At 70.8% G+C, this 17202-nt stretch carries 13 protein-coding genes; 4 read left to right on the top strand and 9 right to left on the bottom strand.

Going from position 1 to position 17202, the window contains the following annotated elements; all coding sequences use genetic code 11:
• The first annotated feature begins 533 nt into the window (after positions 1–533).
• Together ACWEVP_RS33075 and ACWEVP_RS33070 are read left to right on the top strand one after the other, a co-directional pair.
• The gene (locus ACWEVP_RS33075) at positions 534–1964 is read left to right on the top strand and encodes a DUF1996 domain-containing protein (protein ID WP_452066483.1); all 1431 of its coding nucleotides are present in this window, start codon (positions 534–536) and stop codon (positions 1962–1964) included.
• Between the two features lie 66 nt (positions 1965–2030).
• On the top strand, positions 2031–2381 hold the full coding sequence (locus ACWEVP_RS33070) for an MmcQ/YjbR family DNA-binding protein (protein WP_452066482.1): 351 nt from the start codon (positions 2031–2033) through the stop codon (positions 2379–2381).
• Here ACWEVP_RS33070 and ACWEVP_RS33065 read toward each other — a convergent pair.
• The gene (locus ACWEVP_RS33065; protein WP_452066481.1) at positions 2357–3565 is read right to left on the bottom strand and encodes an MFS transporter; all 1209 of its coding nucleotides are present in this window, start codon (positions 3563–3565) and stop codon (positions 2357–2359) included. The two genes, ACWEVP_RS33070 and ACWEVP_RS33065, sit on opposite strands and share 25 nt — an antisense overlap.
• A gap of 75 nt (positions 3566–3640) precedes the next feature.
• Here ACWEVP_RS33065 and ACWEVP_RS33060 point away from each other — a divergent pair, with 75 nt between their 5' ends.
• Positions 3641–4171, top strand: a complete 531-nt coding sequence (locus ACWEVP_RS33060) for an ArsR/SmtB family transcription factor (protein WP_452066480.1) — start codon at positions 3641–3643, stop codon at positions 4169–4171.
• A 227-nt stretch (positions 4172–4398) separates the two neighbouring features.
• Here ACWEVP_RS33060 and ACWEVP_RS33055 read toward each other — a convergent pair whose 3' ends face one another.
• The 8 genes from ACWEVP_RS33055 to ACWEVP_RS33020 form a co-directional block, all read right to left on the bottom strand.
• Positions 4399–5169 carry an SH3 domain-containing protein gene (locus ACWEVP_RS33055; RefSeq protein WP_452066479.1) on the bottom strand — a complete coding sequence of 257 codons (771 nt, stop codon included), beginning with the start codon at positions 5167–5169 and terminating at the stop codon, positions 4399–4401.
• Positions 5170–5271: 102 nt separating this feature from the next.
• Entirely contained in the window at positions 5272–8718 is a 3447-nt protein-coding gene (locus tag ACWEVP_RS33050; RefSeq protein ID WP_452066478.1) for a tetratricopeptide repeat protein, read from the bottom strand.
• Positions 8719–8812: 94 nt separating this feature from the next.
• Positions 8813–10252: a glycoside hydrolase family 3 protein gene (locus ACWEVP_RS33045; RefSeq protein WP_452066477.1), complete on the bottom strand. Its 1440-nt coding sequence runs from the start codon at positions 10250–10252 to the stop codon at positions 8813–8815.
• Between the two features lie 3 nt (positions 10253–10255).
• Positions 10256–11086, bottom strand: coding sequence for a carbohydrate ABC transporter permease (locus ACWEVP_RS33040; protein ID WP_452066476.1), 831 nt, complete (start codon positions 11084–11086; stop codon positions 10256–10258).
• Positions 11083–12069 (bottom strand): carbohydrate ABC transporter permease, encoded by a 987-nt coding sequence (locus ACWEVP_RS33035; protein WP_452066475.1) that lies wholly within the window; start codon positions 12067–12069, stop codon positions 11083–11085. Before ACWEVP_RS33035 ends, ACWEVP_RS33040 begins: the two co-directional genes overlap by 4 nt.
• Positions 12066–13367: a sugar ABC transporter substrate-binding protein gene (locus ACWEVP_RS33030; RefSeq protein ID WP_452066474.1), complete on the bottom strand. Its 1302-nt coding sequence runs from the start codon at positions 13365–13367 to the stop codon at positions 12066–12068. Before ACWEVP_RS33030 ends, ACWEVP_RS33035 begins: the two co-directional genes overlap by 4 nt.
• A gap of 344 nt (positions 13368–13711) precedes the next feature.
• The gene (locus ACWEVP_RS33025) at positions 13712–15511 is read right to left on the bottom strand and encodes a TIM barrel protein (RefSeq protein ID WP_452066473.1); all 1800 of its coding nucleotides are present in this window, start codon (positions 15509–15511) and stop codon (positions 13712–13714) included.
• Complete coding sequence (locus tag ACWEVP_RS33020; RefSeq protein WP_452066472.1) at positions 15501–16349, bottom strand: shikimate dehydrogenase; 849 nt, start codon at positions 16347–16349, stop codon at positions 15501–15503. Before ACWEVP_RS33020 ends, ACWEVP_RS33025 begins: the two co-directional genes overlap by 11 nt.
• 114 nt (positions 16350–16463) lie before the next feature.
• Between ACWEVP_RS33020 and ACWEVP_RS33015 the strand changes: the two genes are divergently transcribed.
• The gene (locus ACWEVP_RS33015; RefSeq protein WP_452066471.1) at positions 16464–17108 is read left to right on the top strand and encodes a TetR/AcrR family transcriptional regulator; all 645 of its coding nucleotides are present in this window, start codon (positions 16464–16466) and stop codon (positions 17106–17108) included.
• Positions 17109–17202: the final 94 nt, after the last annotated feature.

Raw genomic sequence — 17202 nt, 5'->3', positions numbered from 1 at the left:
CGAAGCCTATTCGGCCGGCGGGCATTCGAAGGGTCTCACCCAGGGATACGGACGCCGGTTCGGATCGGTTCAAAGTTTTTCGCCACACCCGGCGAAGCTGGACAACGCCCCGGTCAGCGGCCCAGGATGACCGCACAGCCGAGTACGCCGGAGAGGGACACGCGCGGCGATCCAGCGTGATCCGGATGCGGGCCGTCGCGCCCGCGTTTTTCGCGTACGCCATTCTTCCTCGATTTCCGGCGCGTTTTCGCGCACCCACACGACTACGCAGACAGGAACCCGGAATGACAGTTCGTGATTGCCGGAAATACCTTCTTGCCCGGTGTCAAACCCCGGTGTAGCTTCCATCACGGAACGATAACCAGCCGGTTGACGGCGTGGCCACGGGCAGGTGGCCGCGCACCCACCGATGTCGGGTCGGTGGCCGGCGCGGGCGTCGTTCCGTCCCGCCGACGCAGTACCTGGTGCGTACGAGCCTGGGCTCGCACCGCCAGTGTCGCGCGTTCCCGCCAGCCCGACACCCCGGAGGATCCATGTCCCGCACCCAAGGGCGCCATCGCATTTCCCGCAGAACCAAGATCGCGACCGGCGGCCTCGCGCTCGCGATCGCGGTCGGCGGCATCGTCGTCGCGACGACCACCGGCAACACCGGTGAAGCGAGCGCCGACGAGGCGAACCCCGCGTTCTTCGTCGACATCCTCAAGGTCCAGCCGAACCAGTTCGACCCGCGCCCCGTCTACGGCGCGTCGACCGGCACCTTCACCGTCGACTGCGGCCGCAACGAGAACCAGCACTTCAACCCGGACAACTTCATCGCCCAGCCCGGCGTCCGCAACGGTGCCCAGCACCTGCACGACTACGTCGGCAACCTCTCGACGAACGCCGACTCGAACAACAAGAGCCTCGTCAAGGCGGGCACCACCTGCCGCAACGGTGACAAGTCCGCCTACTTCTGGCCGGTCGTGCGCATCGACACCGGCGAGGAGGAGAAGAACGAACCCGCGAAGAAGCCCGACGGCGACCGCGCGCAGGCCGACCAGGAGGCCAAGACCGTCCAGGTCGCCTGCCCGGACGTCGCCAGCAAGCTCGCCGACGTGCCCGACCAGGCCATGGCCGAGGTCGACAGCAACCTCGACCAGCTCGACACGCAGACCGACGAGGCCAACCAGCGCATCGCCGCGACGCAGGGCCAGGGCGGCCAGAACTTCGTGCAGAACGCGATCCTGAACCCGCTCAAGGACCGGCGCGCCGCGATCATCGACCGCATCGCCATCGCGATCGGCCGGTTCGCGCCGAAGCCGCAGGACCTCGGCGGCCTCGCGCCGTGCGCGCCGAAGCCGGGCAAGGACACCGGCACGCCCACGCCGCCGCCGAGCACGACAGCGGGCGGCGCGCTGCCGGGCCAGGACGAGAACAACGAGCTGCCGGGCAACGACGGCAAGATCCTGCGCCCGCAGAAGGTCCAGATCACCTTCCGCGGCAGCCCGGTGGGCAAGGTCGTGGCGATGCCGAAGTTCCTGCGCGTGCTCTACGGCGACGCGAAGCAGTCCACGAACGGGCCGGCCAACGCCCGGGCGAGCTGGACGTGCTCCGGGTTCGAGAACCGCCTCACCGACAAGTACCCGATCTGCCCGCCGAACAGCAAGGTCAAGCGGATCCACACGTTCCCGAGCTGCTGGGACGGGAAGAACACCGACAGCGCCAACCACCGCACGCACATCGTGTTCCCGGACCAGTTCGGCCGGTGCGCCAAGGGGTTCAAGGCCGTTCCGCAGCTGCAGATCTCGCTGACCTACGACATCCCGCACGACATCCAGGTCAAGAAGCAGTACAAAGTGGACGCTTTCCCGCAGGAGAAGCACAACCCGCTCTCCGACCACGACGACTTCGCGAACGTGATGTCGCAGCGGATCATGAACGGGCTGGTCAACTGCGTGAACCGCGGCCGGACCTGCCGGGCGTGACGTTCGCCGAAGCCGGCGGCGCGGGTGCACCCCCGCGTCGCCGGCTTTTGCGGTTTACTGACCGGTGTGGTCACCGGTGACGAGGTCCGCGCGTTCGCGCTGACGCTGCCCCGCGCCTACGAAGCCGTCGTGCGGGACCGGCCCAAGTTCCGGGTCGGGCGGATCGTGTTCGTGGCGCTGTCGCGCGACGAGACCGTGATGGGCTTCGGCTACCCCCGCGACCAGCGGGACGCGCTGGTCGCCGGCGAACCGGAGAAGTTCCTCATGCCCGAGCCGTCCGACCTGCGCTACCAGTGGGTGCGGTGCCGGCTCGCGGCGATCGACGCCGACGAGATGCGCGAACTGGTCCTCGACGCCTGGCGGATGTGCGTGCCGAAGAAGGTCTGGACCGCCTACGCCGAGACGCACTCGCTCTGACCGAGACGCTCCTCGGTCACCACCCGCAGCCCGGCCACGACCGCGAACGCCAGCACCGCCATCACCACGAACACCGCGTGCAGCCCCGCCGCCTGGGCGATCGCGCCGCCCGCGAGGGCACCCAGGGACTTCGTTCCCCACGCGACGAGGCGGTGGCTGCTGTTCAGCCGGCCGAGCAGCCGGTCCGGGGTGAGCCGCTGGCGCAGCGACACCATGACGACGTTGGACACCATGACCCCCACGCCGCCGAGGAAGAAGCCCGCCCCGACGGCGTACGGGTTCGCGGTCACCGCGAGCGTGCCGACCGAAAGCCCGCCGACGAGCCACGAAATCCACAGCGCGCGGATCCCGCCGAGGCGGCGTTCGGCCGCTTCGGCGACCAGCGAACCGGTCAGCCCGCCCGCGGCGCTCGTGGCCATGAGCACGCCGAACGCGGGGGCCGACAGCCCCATCGCCGAGCCGGGGCCGACCGCGTAGAGGACGAGGACGGCGAAAGTCGCGCCGGTGGCGAAGTTGAACGTGCCGACCATGAGCGAGAACGTCCGCAACACCTTGTGCCGCACCAGGAACCGCAGGCCTTCGGCGATGTCCGCGCGCAGGGTGGTGCGACCCTCGCGCGGGATCCGGTATCCGCCGCGCACGAGCAGCAGGGCCGCGACCGCGACGGCCCACAGCGCCACCGGCGTCACGAGCGCGGCGACGACCCCGGCCGCGGCCAGGACGCCGGCGAGCGGCGGGCCGGCGAACTCGTTGGCGGTCTGCTCGGCGGCGAACATCCGGCCGTTGGCGCGGGCCAGCTGGGCGCGCCCCACCACCTGCGGCACGATCGACTGCGCCGCGGTGTCGTAGATCGTCTCGGCGCAGCCGACCCCGACGGCGGCGACGTAGAGCACCCAGATCGAGCCCGCGCCGAAGACGGTCAGCAGCGTGACGGCGGCGAGGAGCCCGCCGCGCGCGAGGTTGGCGGCGAGCATCGCGCGCCGTCGGTCGAGCCGGTCGACCAGCGCGCCGGCGGGCAGCGCGAGGAGCAGCCACGGCAGGCTGAAGGCGAAGGCGAGCCCGGCGATGAGGGCAGGCTCCCGGGTGTAGCCGACCGCGACGAGCGGCAGGGCGACCTTGAGGACCCCGTCGGCGAGGCTGGACAGGCCGGCGGCGGTCCACAGCCGCCAGAACACGGTGGTCATGGATGGAGGATCGCACATCGATGGGGTTTTCTCCATCGATGTGACCGGATCCCATCGATGGACTACGCTCCGCTCATGACGGAACCCCGCCGCCGGCGCCCGGCGACGCCCGAGGAGGCCAAGGCCCTCGGCCACCCGCTGCGGTTGCGCATCATGCGGTTGTGCCTGGTCGAGGAGCTGACGAACAAGCAGCTGGCGGACCGCCTCGACCGCGACCCGGGCACCGTCCTGCACCACGTCCGGCAGCTGGTGGCGGCGGGACTGCTGGAACCGGCGCCGGTCCGCACGGGGCCGAGCGGAGCGCTGGAGAAGCCGTACAAGTCGAACGGCGAGACGTGGTGGCTCGACGGGCCGCTGGCCGAAGCCGACGCGGAGACGCGGTTCGCGCCGATCGAGATCTTCCAGGAGGAGATCCGGGCGGCGGGCCCGGAGTCGGTGGCGGTGCACGAGAAGTTCCTGCTGCACCTGTCCCCCGACGAGATCGAGGAGCTGGACCGCCGGATCCTGGCGGTCCTGGACGAATACGTGGCGACCGACCACGAGCGCCGTGACCGTCCGCCGATCGGCGGGATTTTCGTGCTGCACCGCATGAAACCGGGCGGCTGACCACCGCGACCGGTCCCTGCCCGGGGGAGGCGGGCAGGGACCGACCGGGATCATCGGTGGCCGGCACCTCGTGAAGCCGGCCGCTTCACGGCGCTGCCCGGGGATGGTGGACAACGCCGGATTGCGTGCCATGAGCGCAGCCGGGCCTGAACCTCGGCGGCGGCACCCCGCCCGGCGCGGGTCTCGCCGCCCCAGGGCCGGCGAGACCCGCTCCCCGCCTCAGCGGGTCAGTGGTTCACCTTGAACCACGGCTGCGACCAGCCGAGGTAGGTCTGGCCCCACTTGCTCTTGATCTGCGCGATCGTCGTCTCGGTGTAGGTTCCCGAGCCGTTGATGTCGTTCGACAGGAACTTGCCGCCGCCGATCGAGATCATCGTGTGGCCGGCACCGCCGTTGGAGAAGAACGCCAGGCCGCCCGCCGGGACGTCCAGGCTGCCCGGGTGCTTGTACTGGCTGGGGATCTGCGTCCAGTGCACGTACGCCGTGGTCGAGCCGCTCGCGGTGAAGCCGTAGTTCTGGGCGTTGATGCGGTCGCACCAGCCGTCGTAGGACGAGTCGTAGGTGGTGTGGATCCGCGACTTCGCCTTGGTGACCGCCTGCGCGCACGTGTTCGGGTCGCCCAGGCCGGCGGTGGAGCACACCTCGGTCGGCACGGTGGGCACGTCGGTGCAGTCCGGCGCGATCCGGCCGTCGGAGCCGGTGTAGACGTAGGTGTCGGTGATGTAGCCGCCCGGCACGTGGTCCCAGATGTTGCTGGTGCCGTACTTCCCGGTGACCGTCTCGCCGGTGGTCTGGCAGTCGATGTCCACGGCGGTGCCGTCGGCGACCGTGCCGGCCGAGGTGGCGCTGGTGCTCGGCGCCGAGCGCACGGTGAGCGGCGCGCCGGAGTCGGTGTGCACGGTGCCCGTCGCGGCCAGGGCCGGGGTGGCGCCGACCAGCACGATCGACGCGGCGATGCCGACGACGCCCGCCGCACGCTTCCCGATCCGAATTCTCATTTGTCCGTCCTCCAGTCGTGGTGTGCGGACAGAATGGCGCCCACCGATACAAGCCCCGTACAAAAGCCGGGGCGGCGTCTGGAGATACGGCAAAAAGGACAATCAGAGTTCGGCGCGCAACGTGGTCGCGAAGCGCTCGGGTACCGGCATGAGGGTGGCGAGGTCTTCGAGGTCTTCCAGAACGTCCCGGATATCTCCCACCGAGGGAGCCAGGACCAGCGCCGCTTCGAGCCGGGACTGCGCCTGATCTTCGTCCCCGAGCGCGAGGTGGTAGGTCATGAGGTTGAGCAACGCGGCCTCTTCACCGTCCTCGACATCCTCGGCCCTCGCCGCTGTCGAGAACAGTTCTTTCGCCGCCGACGCCCTGCCCTGCGCCAGCGCCAGGAGGCCCAGCTGGTAGTGATCCCACCCCTCCGCGTCGAGCTCGACCGCACGCCGCAGATCGGGCAACGCTTCCGCGAACCGTCCGAGCCTGCGGTAAAGCTGCCCCCGCAGGCTGGCCGCCCACCCGAACCCGGGATCGATCCCGAGGGCTCGGTCGTAGTCCGCCAACGCCTCGGCATACCGCTTCAGCGACTGATGGGTCCGGCCCCGGCAGCAGAACGCCCGCGCCATCGAGGCGTCGGAATCGATCGCCCGGGTGAAATCGGCCAGCGCCTCGTCGTAACGCCCCAGCTCGTGCTGGAGCTCACCGCGCATCCTCCAGCGCTCCGGGCTGTCGGGCACGATGTCGAGGACACGGGTGAGATCGGCGACCGCGTCTTCTTCGCGTTTCAGCAGCCGCAAGGTCAACGCTCGTTTCGTCAGCGCCCACGAGAACTCCGGGTTCACGTCGATTGCTCGGTCGTAGTCGGCCAATGCTTCCGTAAGACTTCCCATGAGATGGTGGGTCTCCCCGCGATCCACGAAGACCCAGTCGGCCATCGGGTCGATCTCGACGGCCCGCCCGAAATCCGCCAGCGCCTCCGCGTGATTCCCCATCGCTCGGTGGGTCCTGGCGCGCATGTCGAGCGCCCAGACGTAGTCCGGGCTGAGCTCGATCGCCTTGGTCAGGTCGGCCAGTGCCTGCTCGTAGTCCCCCAGCCTGTAATGGATCTCGCCGCGAATACCGAGGATCCACTCCGCGTCCGGCTTCAGCTCCAGTGCCCGGGCAAGGTCCGCGAACGCCTCCGCATAGTGCTCCGCCGCGCGGTGGGCCACCGCGCGGCGCTCGAGAACCCCCACGGAATCGGGGTGTATCTCCAAGCAGCGGGTGTAGTCGGCCAACGCCTCGTCGTACCGGCCCAAAGCCTCATGTGTGAGCCCTCTGCGCCTGAGCGCCAAGCCGTTTTCCGGGTTCATTTCTATCGCGCGTGTGAAGTCGGCCAACGCCTCCGCGTAACGCTCCATCGCGTAGTAGACCTCGCCACGGTAGGCAAGCACCGAATCGGCATCCGTCTCGAGCTCGATTGCCCGGGTGAAGTCGGCCAAGGCCGCCTCGTACCGCTCCATCGCCCGGTTGGTGCGTCCGCGCGACCAGAGCGTCCAGACGACGTCCGGCTCGATCTCGAGTGCGCGCGTGAAGCCGGCCAGGGCCTCCTCGTACCGCTTCGTGGCCAGGTACGTCTCGCCGCGTGCGCGGTGCACGTCCGCTACGCCCGGATCGATGTCCAGTGATCGGCCGAACTCGGCCAACGCCTCCTCGTACCGTTCCAACGCGTGAAGGGTCTGTCCCCGTTGTCCGATCTCCCAAGCGGACGCTGGATCCAGCTCGACCGCCCGGGTGAGATCCGCGAGCGACTCCTCGAACTCGCCGATCAGGCGACGAACACTGCCGCGTCCCGCGAGCGCCCACCGGTCGTCCGGCCTGTCTTCGAGGAGGGCGGTGAACGCATCCACCACACGGGGGAAGTCGCGCCGGCGCAGGTACAGCTGGATGAGCTGCTTGTACGCCGTTCGCCGATCCGTGCGTGGCAACACAGGTTCGCCCGTCAAGCAGGTCAGCAAGGCCACTACGGCCTCGTCGCCGTCGGCCGCCGTCGCCGCGGTCAGCCGGGTCCCCAGGGCCGTCAGCTGCTCCGAGCTCGAGTCCGCACCGGCCTGGCGGATCATCGCCACCCAGCGCCCGGCCTGATCGGCCCGCGACCACATCGTCTCCACCAAAGCTGCCAGCACGCTCGCGACCGCGCCCGTCACACCTGCGCAGAGCCGGTGGTAGTGCTCCTCCACCGCCGGCACCTGCCACCGCTCGTCCTGCCAACGAGCCCCTTCGTCAAGTCCGAGAGCGTCACAAGCCGTCCGGAAGTACTCGGCCAACGCCCCATGGCGCTCCCGCCACTCCGCCGGCGAGCGGCGCCGGAGGGTGCGGATCATCGTGTCGCGGACCACGTCGTGGTACCGGTAGCCGGTCGCGCGCTCGGTCACGAACGGCAAGCGGCGCAGCCACGCGAAATCCTCGTCCGGCGTCGCCGCGTCGGCGACCAGCGCGAACACGTCCCGGTCGAGCTGCCTCGGCAGCGCGCCACGCAACGCCGCCTGTTTCCGCTTCTCGTCCTTCTCCCACTTCAGGAACCGCTCGACGGCGTTGTCGCCCGGATCGGCCACGCTCGCCGCGCTGTCCGGGCGGGACTCGGCCAGCAGCGCCAGCAGCACTGGGAGCCGGCCGGACAACGCCAGGACCACTTCGGCCACCTCGTCCGCCGTGATGCCGCGGGCGGCCAGGAACTCGCGCGCCTCCTCTTCGGTGAACACCTCGAGCGGGCAGTCCGCCCGGATGCCCAGGTAGTCGCCCCACACGTGGACGTCCAGCGGGTGCTGGCCCGCGAGCACCAGCACCAGGTTCGGCGGCAGGCTCCCGTACCGGCCGTCGAGCAGGTCCAGGAGCCAGCGTTCGAGGAACACCCCGGTGCGCTCGAAGGTGTCGAAGAACAGCACCACCCCCCGCTTCGCCGCCACCTCCCGCAGCTCGGCGACGAAGATCGGCGTCAGCTCCTCGACCGGCGACATCAGCAGGCGCACGTCGTGCTGGTTGCGCAGCTTCACGCTGAGGAAGGCGCGGAACTTCTCGACCTGGTTGGAGATGGCATCGCGGTCGAGCTCCTTGGCGAAGGACCCGACGACCGGGATGTCCTCCGCGGCGCGCAGGCCGATCCGCACGGCGGAGCGGGTCAGCACCGAGGACAGCCCGTCCGGGGTCGCCGGGTCCGCGTCGAGTTCGTGCCTCTTCTCGTGGTAGAGCTCGGACTTCTTCGTGAACTCCTTGCACGGGTCGCCCTGCCGGGCGAACGACCGGACGATGCCCGACATGACCGAGGGGATGTCGAAAACCGATTCGTCGGTGTAGGCGGTGGCGCAGCCCTGCTCCCCCGCGATCCGCTGGAACTGGTTGACCAGGAACGACTTGCCGACGCCGGCGTCGCCGTGGACGCTGAACAGGAACCGGCGGCGCTGGTCCTCCAGCGGCAGCCGGAGGTTTTCGTCGAACCGGCCGATCTCCTGGCGGCGCCCGACGAACCCGCCGGCCTGCCGCCGCTTGATCAGGTCCTGCAAGGTCAGCCTGCCCGCGTCCAAGGTCCGCCGCCCTCCCTCCGCCCGGACATCGACCATAGCAAGCCGGGAACGGACGAAGCCCCGCCGGAAAGCGGGGCTTCGCCGAAAGGCGGGATCAGGCCAGGTACTCGGCCGCCGCGCGCAGGCTGACGTACGAGCCGCTGAACGTGTCGATCCGCGGACCGTCCCCGTCGGGCGGTCCCGGTACCCCCGTCTCCACCCTGATGTAGTCCACTGTGGACAGCGCGGCCAGCAGCTCGCGCACCCGCGGGTGGCGGTGCGCCTCCCGGGTCACCACCACGACGCTGCGGACCTCCCGTGCCGCCTCGAGGATCGCGGCCGCGTCGTCCGGTGTCGCCGTCAGCGTCCGCGTTCCCGGCACCAGCTCGGCCAGGTGCGCGCCGAGGCCCCACGGCATCGGCCCCGCCGCGATCGTCGGCTCGGTCTGGACGTCGACCACCAGCGGCGGCCCGGCCAGCTTCGGCGAACCCTGGACGCGCAGGGCCTTCCGGGCCGCCTCGAGCCCCAGGCGGCGATCGACCGGGCTCACCGACGCCGGCGCCGGGTCGGTGCCCAGCGCCGCCGTCCGCGAAGCCGCCTCTTCCAGCCGTTCCAGAGGCAGCTCCCCCGCCGCGACCGCGGCGACGATCGCCGACACGCACGCGTCCAGGTGCTCGGCTTCGAACGCCGCGCCGCCGAGGCACAGCGCGTCCGCGCCCGCGGCCAGTGCCCGCACGGCCGAGCGGCCAAGGCCGTCGTGCTTGCCGTACGCGCCCGACACCGCGCCCATCTCCAACGCGTCGGTGATCACCGCGCCGGTGAACCCCAGCTCGCCGCGCAGGACGTCGGTGAGCGCGACGCGGTTGAGCGTGGCGGGTTCCTCGCCCCAGGCCCGGACCACCAGGTGGCCCGACATCACCGAGCGCACCCCGGCCCGGATCGCCGCGGCGAACGGGACCAGCTCGATCTCCCGCAGCTCTTCGACCGTGCGCGGCAGCACCGGCAGCGCCACGTGCGAGTCCTCGGTCGCGGCGCCGTGGCCGGGGAAGTGCTTGGCGCAGGCCGCGACGCCGTACTTCTGCAGGCCCGTCACGTAGGCCGCGACGTGCGGCGACGCCTTCGCCGGGTCGGACCCGAACGCCCGGACGCCGATGATCGGGTCCTCGGCCGCCAGGGTCAGGTCCGCGCACGGTGCCAGGTTCAGCGTGACGCCGCAGGCCGCGAGCCGCTCGCCGAGCGCGGCGGCGACCGCCGTGGTCAGCTCCGGGTCGTCGGCCGCGCCGAGGGCCAGCGGGCCCGGCACGAACGACCCGGTGTTCACGTCGAGGCGGGTGACGTCGCCGCCCTCCTCGTCGATCCCGACCACGACACCGTCCCGCTCGCCCCGCAGCTGCGCGGTGAGCGCGGCCACCTGCTCGTCGTCGACGACGTTGCGGCCGAACAGCACGACCCCGCCCAGGCCGTCGGCGACGCGGCGGCGCAGCCAGCCCGGCGCGGTGGTCCCGGCGAACCCGGGCAGGAGAACGGCTTCGGCGAGCTTCTCCGGTGTGGTCACCCGCTACCCCTTCACCGCGCCGGCGGTCGCGCCGGACACCAGCTTGCGTTGCACGAGCAGGAAGAACACCAGCGCCGGGATCGCGTAGATGACCGACGCGGCCATGACGCCGCCCCAGTCGGTGGCGAACGCCGTGCGGAACGACGCCAGCCACACCGGCAGCGTCTCCTTCGGCTTGTCCTGGATGAACACCAGCGCGAACAGGTACTCGTTCCACGCCGTGATGAAGCTGAACACCGACGTGGTGACCAGTCCCGGCCCGAGCAGCGGCAGCGTCACCCGGCGGAACGCGCCGGTCTGGCTGCAGCCGTCGATCATCGCGGCCTCCTCCAGCTCGTACGGGATCCCGTTGACGAAGCCGTAGAGCATCCAGACCGTGAACGGCAGCGTGGTCGCGAAGTAGATCAGCAGCAGCGACGGCAGCGTGTTGAGCAGCCCGGCGTCCCGCATCAGCAGGAACAGCGGGATGAACAGCGCCGACACCGGGGCCAGCTGCGCCACCATGACCAGCACCAGGAACCCCTTGCGGCCGGTGAACCGCAGCCGCGAGAGCGGGATCGCCGCCAGCGTTCCGGCGACCAGCGCGCACAGCACCGACCCGACCGTGACGATCAGGCTGTTCATCAGGTAGACCGGGAAGTTGTCCTTGCCCAGCGCCGTGGTGAAGTTGCCGAACGAGAACGACGTCGGGATCAGGTCGTACTTCGGCGAGAGGATCTCGCCGGGCGTGCGCAGCGACGTGACGAACATCCAGTACGTCGGGAAGACGATCAGCAGCGCGACGAGCACGCCGACGACCGACAGCGCGATCCGCTGCGGCAGCGATTTCCTCACTTGAGATCACCTTCCGGGGTCCGGACCAGCAGCTGGATGTACCGCCCGGTGATGAGCGCGAGCACGATCAGCATCAGGGTCGCGATCGCGCCCGCCGCGCCGAAGTGGTTGCCCGCGATGCCCTTGAGGTACAGGACCACGGCCAGCGTGGTGCTCTCGCCGTCGGGACCGCCCTCGCGGATCGCCCAGATCTGGGCGAACGCGTTGAAGTCCCACAGCACCGACAGGAACGTCACCATGGTGGTGATCGGCCGGATCGCGGGCCAGGTGACCGCGCGGAACGTCTGCCACGGCCCGGCGCCGTCGATGCCGGCGGCCTCGTACTGCTCGCGCGGGACGCCGATGATGCCCGCGTACAGCGAGAACGTCACGAACGGCACGGCCTGCCACACGATGAGCAGCCCGATGACCGACAGCGTGCTGGCCCCGCTGGAGAACCACGAGAAGCCGATGAAGCCGTGGAACCCGAGGCGGTCGAGGGTCTTGTTGAGGATGCCGTACTGCTCGTCGAAGATCCACTGGAACACCGTGGTCGTCGCGATCACCGGTGTCGCCCAGGCGAGCACCAGCGTGACCTGCACGATGATCCGCACGACCGGCCCGAGGTGGCGCATGAGCACCGCGAGCAGCAGGCCGCCGAGGATGGTGGCGGCCACGATCGCGGCGGTGAAGACCAGGGTCCGGACGGTGACCGTCCAGAACTCCGGGTCCGAAAGCGTGTTCGTGTAGTTGTCGAACCCGACCCAGACGGTCTTGCCGGAGACGAGCTCGCCGATGTCGAGCTTGCGGAGGCTGATCCCGAGCACCTGGACCAGCGGCCAGGCGAGCAGGACCAGGATGGCGGCCAGGGCGGGGAGCAGGAGCAGGTACGGGAGGATCCGGTCGCCGAACCGGCCCTTCCGGCGCTTGGGGGCTCCCGGCTCCCGCGCCGATGCCGGCGGGGTCGCCCCCGCCGGCATCGTGATGTTCGCGGTCGCCGTCATCCGCCGATGAGCTTGTCGAGCGCTGCGTTGGCGTCGGCGGTCGCCTGGTCGAGCGTCTTCTTGCCGGTCAGGTACGCGGTCAGCATGTCCTTGATCGGGTTCTGGCCGGACTCGACGTCGCCCCACTTCGGGCTGGCCGGGACGGCCTTGCCGTTGGCCGACGCCTTCGCCATGACGCTGCCGAGCGGGTCCTTGTCGAGGCCGGTGGTGTCGGTCGACGTGCCGGGCACGACGCCGGCGGCGGCGAGCTGGCCCTGGTACTTCGCGCTGGAGAGCAGCTTGATGTACTCCTTGGCCGCGGCCACGTTCTTGCTGTTGGCCGGGATGGCCAGGTTGGAGCCGCCGAGGAACACCGGGGCGCTCTGGCCCGCGGTCTTGCTCGGGATCGCGAACGCGCCGGTCTTGCCGGTCAGGCTGGCGTCGGTCTTGGCCGCGGTCGCGAGCTCCCACGGGAGGCCGATCATCATGGCCACCTTGCCGGCGCCGTAGACGGTCGCCTGCTGCGGCTTGGCCTCGTCGGCGTCCTTCGGGGCCTTGGTGCCGGAGGTGTCGACGAGCTTCTTGTAGAACTCCAGGCCGGCCTTGGCCTCGGGGGTGTCGAGGGTCGACTTGAAGCTCTTGCCGTCGGCCTTGGCGATGTCACCGCCGTTGTCCCAGATGAACGACAGCAGCGAGTACCAGTTCTGGCCCGGCAGGTAGAGCGCCTGGAAGTCGGGGTCGGAGCCGAACTTCGTCTTCAGCTTGGTGATGGCGTCGAGCCACTCGTCGTTCGACGTCGGCGCCTTGGTGACGCCGGCCTGCTCGAACATGTCCTTGCGGTAGATGACCTCGCGGTTGGCCGCGTAGAACGGGACGCCGTAGGTCTTGCCGTCGTACTCGCCGGACGCCGCGAGGCCCTTCAGCCACTGCGCGCCGTTGAAGCCGTCCTTGTCACCCGACAGGTCGGTGAGGACGCCCTGCGACGCGAAGGCCGGCGTCTGCGTGTTGCCGACCTCGATGACGTCGGGCGGGGTGCCGCCGGCCAGCGCGGTGGTCAGCTTCTGCTGGATGCCGTCCCACTGCTGGATTTCGTACTTGACCTTGACGCCGGGGTGCGCGGTCTCGAACTCCTTGTTGAGCGCGTCGGTCAGCGTGCTGGGCGCGGAGCCCGTCATCAGCCAGACCGTGACCGTGCCGCTGAGCTGCGCGGGAGCGCCGCTCGACGAAGCGGCCGTGTCCGAGCCGCTGGAACCCGCGCAGCCGGCGGTCGCGAGGGTGAGTGCGGCGGCGCCCGCCGCCAGCTTGAGCCAGCGTTTCACTCGATGCCGTCCTTTCCATGCCCGGCCACCGCGGCCGGGCGCCCCAAATGGTGTAGACCAATGTTGGGGTTAGAGTGGTACGTACCACAGGCGGTGTCAAGGCGGTTGCCGGAACGTTGTAAACCCACCCGGGAGTTGTACGCCGAGTAGCCGGACGGTTACCGGGGACCGACGAACGGGCGGCAGAAGTCGTCCTGATAGGAAGGTGTCCGGGCCGTTTTTCACCGCAGGGAAGCGGAAAACCCGGGTGACCGCGCCTCGGCCGCACGACGAAAACCGCCCCGGGAAAGGCTTCCCGGGGCGGCAGTCACGCGCGTCGTGCGGTTTTCGCCGGTACGGCGTGCTCACACCACCGTTGCCGCGGGCGCGCCGGCACCCCGGAGCGCGCGGTGGGCGGCCATCCGCACCGGGGCGTTGACCACCCCGTACCCGCGGTACCCGCCGATCCGCTGCACGACCTCGAAAAACACCCGCGCACCGGCCAGCGCCGTGTAGAAGTGCAGGAACTCCCCGTGGGCGTCACGGTCGTGCAGCACCGAATGCTCCCGCAGCGCGGCCAGCCGCTCGGGCGGCAGGTCCAGGCGCGCTTCGAGGTCGTCGTAGTAGTTGGCCGGGATCGCCAGCAGCGGCGCACCGGCGGCCCGCATCGCCACGGCCGCCGCGAGCGCGTCCGCGCAGGCGAACGCCACGTGCTGCGGTTCCGGGACCGCCGGCGCCCAGCCGCCGCGGCGGACCAGGGCGCTGTCCAGCGTCAGCCGGACCTCCCCCGCCGCCACCGCGCGGCTGCGCACCAGCCCGAACGGCGCCGCGAACTCGGCCACCGGCGACGGCGTCAGCCCGAACACCGACCGGTAGAACAGCGCGGCTTCGTCGAAGTGGTCGAAGGGCTGGGTCAGGGCCACGTGATCGATGCCGAGGATCCCCGCGCCCGCCGCCGCTTCGCCGGTGGGCACGAAGTCGTCGCGCCAGTCGTCGCCGCAGAGGAAGACCTGGGTGCCGTCCGGCGCCGCGACCGAGGCCAGATCCGCCTCACGAGGGCCGCGCACCCGCGGCAGGACCGGTGCGAGCAGGGCTTCCGCCCGGCGGGCCGACCGGGCCGGATCGGTGCTGGCCAGCGCCACCGCCCCGACGGCGCCGTGGGCCGCGCCGCCCTCGTTCACCACCACGCGGGCGTCGCCCTGCTCCCACAGCTCGACCGGCTTGGTGCGGTGGACGCCGGTGCGGGCGAACCCCAGCGACGCCAGGACCCGGCCCGCACCCGGGTCGGTGACGACCTCGGCGAACGCGTGACCGGTCAGGGCGGGCGCGCTCGGGATGTCCCGGACGCCGAGGGAGTCCTGCAGCGCCAGCAGCGACCGCATGGCGTCGACCGCGGCCGGACGCGGGTCGGCCTGCCGGTACACGTCGTTGAAGACCTCCAGGGACAGCGGCCCGCGGTAGCCCGCGGCCAGGACGTGCCCGGTGAACGCCGTCAGGTCGAAGTCGCCCTGGCCGGGGAAGAGCCGGTGGTGGCGGCTCCACGGCAGGACGTCCATCGGCAGCTCGGGCGCGTCGGCGAGCTGCAGGAAGAAGATCTTGTCGCCGGGGATCGCGCGGATCGGCGCCGGGTCGTGCCCCTTCGACAGGATGTGGAAGCTGTCCAGGCAGACGCCGAGGGCGGGGTGCGCGGCGCGGCGCACGATGCGCCATGCGTGTTCGTAGCCGCTGACGTGCCGGCCCCAGGCCAGTGCTTCGTAGGCGATCCGCATCCCGCGTTCGTGCGCGGCACCGGCCAGGGCGTGCAGCTGCTCGGCGGCGAGTTCGTCGTCGTCGATCGCGTCCGGCGAGACGGACGAGCAGACCAGCACGGTGTCCGCGCCGAGCTCGGCCATGACGTCGAACTTGTGCCGCGCGCGGCGCAGGTTGGCCGCGTGCACGTCCGGCGGGACCGCTTCGAAGTCGCGGAACGGCTGGTAGAGCTCGATCGAGAGGCCGAGGTCTTCGCAGCGGCGGCGGATCTCGGCCGGGCTCGAGGGCGAGACCACGAGGTCGTTCTCGAACAGCTCGACGCCGTCGAACCCCGCCGCCGCGGCCGCGGCGAGCTTGTCCTCGAGGGTGCCGGAGAGGCAGACGGTGGCGATCGCGGTCCGTGGTTCAGGCGGCACGGGCGGCCTCCCCTTCGAGGGCGTCGAAGTGGCGCAGCATCCGCGCCGGATCCGGCTCCACGCCGGTGAACAGCCGGAACGACTCGGCGGCCTGCAGCACGACCATGCCGCCGCCGTGCAGCACGCGGCAGCCGCGGGCGCGGGCTTCGGCCAGCAGCGCGGTCTCCAGCGGGCGGTAGACGATGTCGGCGACCCACAGGTCCGGCCGCAGGTGGCTCGCCGGGAGCGGCGAGCCGGGGTGGGCGGCCATCCCGGTTGGGGTCGCGTGCACCAGGCCGTCGGCGCGGTGGACGGCGTCGAGGTCGCCGGTGTCCGCCCGGCCGGCACCGAACCGCCGGCGCAGCGCGTCGACGAGCTTCTCGCTCCGCCCCCGGTCGACGTCGTGGACGGTGAGCCGGCCGGTGCCCAGGGACAGCAGCGCGTGCGCCACCGCGGCGCCCGCTCCCCCGGCGCCCAGCAGGACGACCTCGTCCATCCGGACGTCCGGCAGGCCGCGGGTGAGACTGCGGGCGAAACCGGTCGCGTCGGTGTTGTGCCCGATCGCGCGGCCTCCTTGGAACACGACGGTGTTGACCGCGCCGAGCGCGGCGGCCTCCGGGGACAGCTCGTCGAGGTGCGGCAGGACCGCCTGCTTGGCCGGGTGGGTGACGTTGAGGCCGTCGAACCCGGCGAGCCGCGCCGCGGCCAGCACGTCGGCGACCGGGCGGCGCAGCGCGTCGAGGTCCAGCAGGCGGTAGACGTAGCGGAGGCCGAGCTCGTCGGCCTCGCGTTCGTGCAGCGCCGGGCTGGCGGACGGCCCGATGCCGGTGCCGACGAGTCCGATCAGGTAGCTGGTCACGCGGTCGCCCTCCAGATTAATGTACGAACTAGTACGTTCACGGTAGCGTGACGGCCGTCCAGACGGAAGGGCTGGGCTAGAGTGGGGCCGTCGACCTGCAGCGGAAGGAGCCCGGTGGCCGCACCATCGTCGGAGGCCGAGCGCCAGCGCGACAAGGACCGCACGCGCGCCGACATCCTCGCGGTGGCCACGCGGGAGTTCGCGGACAAGGGCTACACCGGCGCCCGCGTCGACGAGATCGCCGCCCGCACCAGCACGACCAAGCGGATGATCTACTACTACTTCGGCGGCAAGGAACAGCTCTACATCGCCGTGCTGGAGAAGGCGTACTCCACGATCCGGTCGCTGGAGCGCCGGCTCGACGTCGAGCACCTGGACCCCGAGGACGCGCTGCGGCAGCTGGCCGCGCTGACCTTCGACCACCACGAGGCGAACCCGGACTTCATCCGGCTGGTCAGCATCGAGAACATCCACAACGCGGAGCACCTGGCGCAGTCGGAGATCCTGGCCGGGCTGGCCGACCCGGCGCTCGGCGGGCTGACGCTCGTCCTCGAGCGCGGCCGCGCGGCCGGGCGTTTCCGCGACGACGCCGACGCGCTCGACGTCCACATGATCATCAGCTCGTTCTGCGTGTTCCGATTGGCGAACCGGCACACGTTCCAGGCGATCTTCGGCCGCGACATGCTGGACCCGGCCCGGCGCGAGCACTACCGCACGATGCTCGGCGACCTGGTGATCGACTACCTGACGGTGCGCTGAGGTCCCGCGCCCGTCGCTCGGGAACCCACTCTTGACACCCGGGGTCCCGTCTCGCACCCTCTATTAACTAACTAGACCGTACATTGCTTCCCCG

It is taken from the genome of Amycolatopsis sp. NPDC003865, from assembly GCF_053605345.1.
Note: the sequence above shows the minus strand (reverse complement) of the source record. Positions and strands in the feature narration are given on the sequence as shown.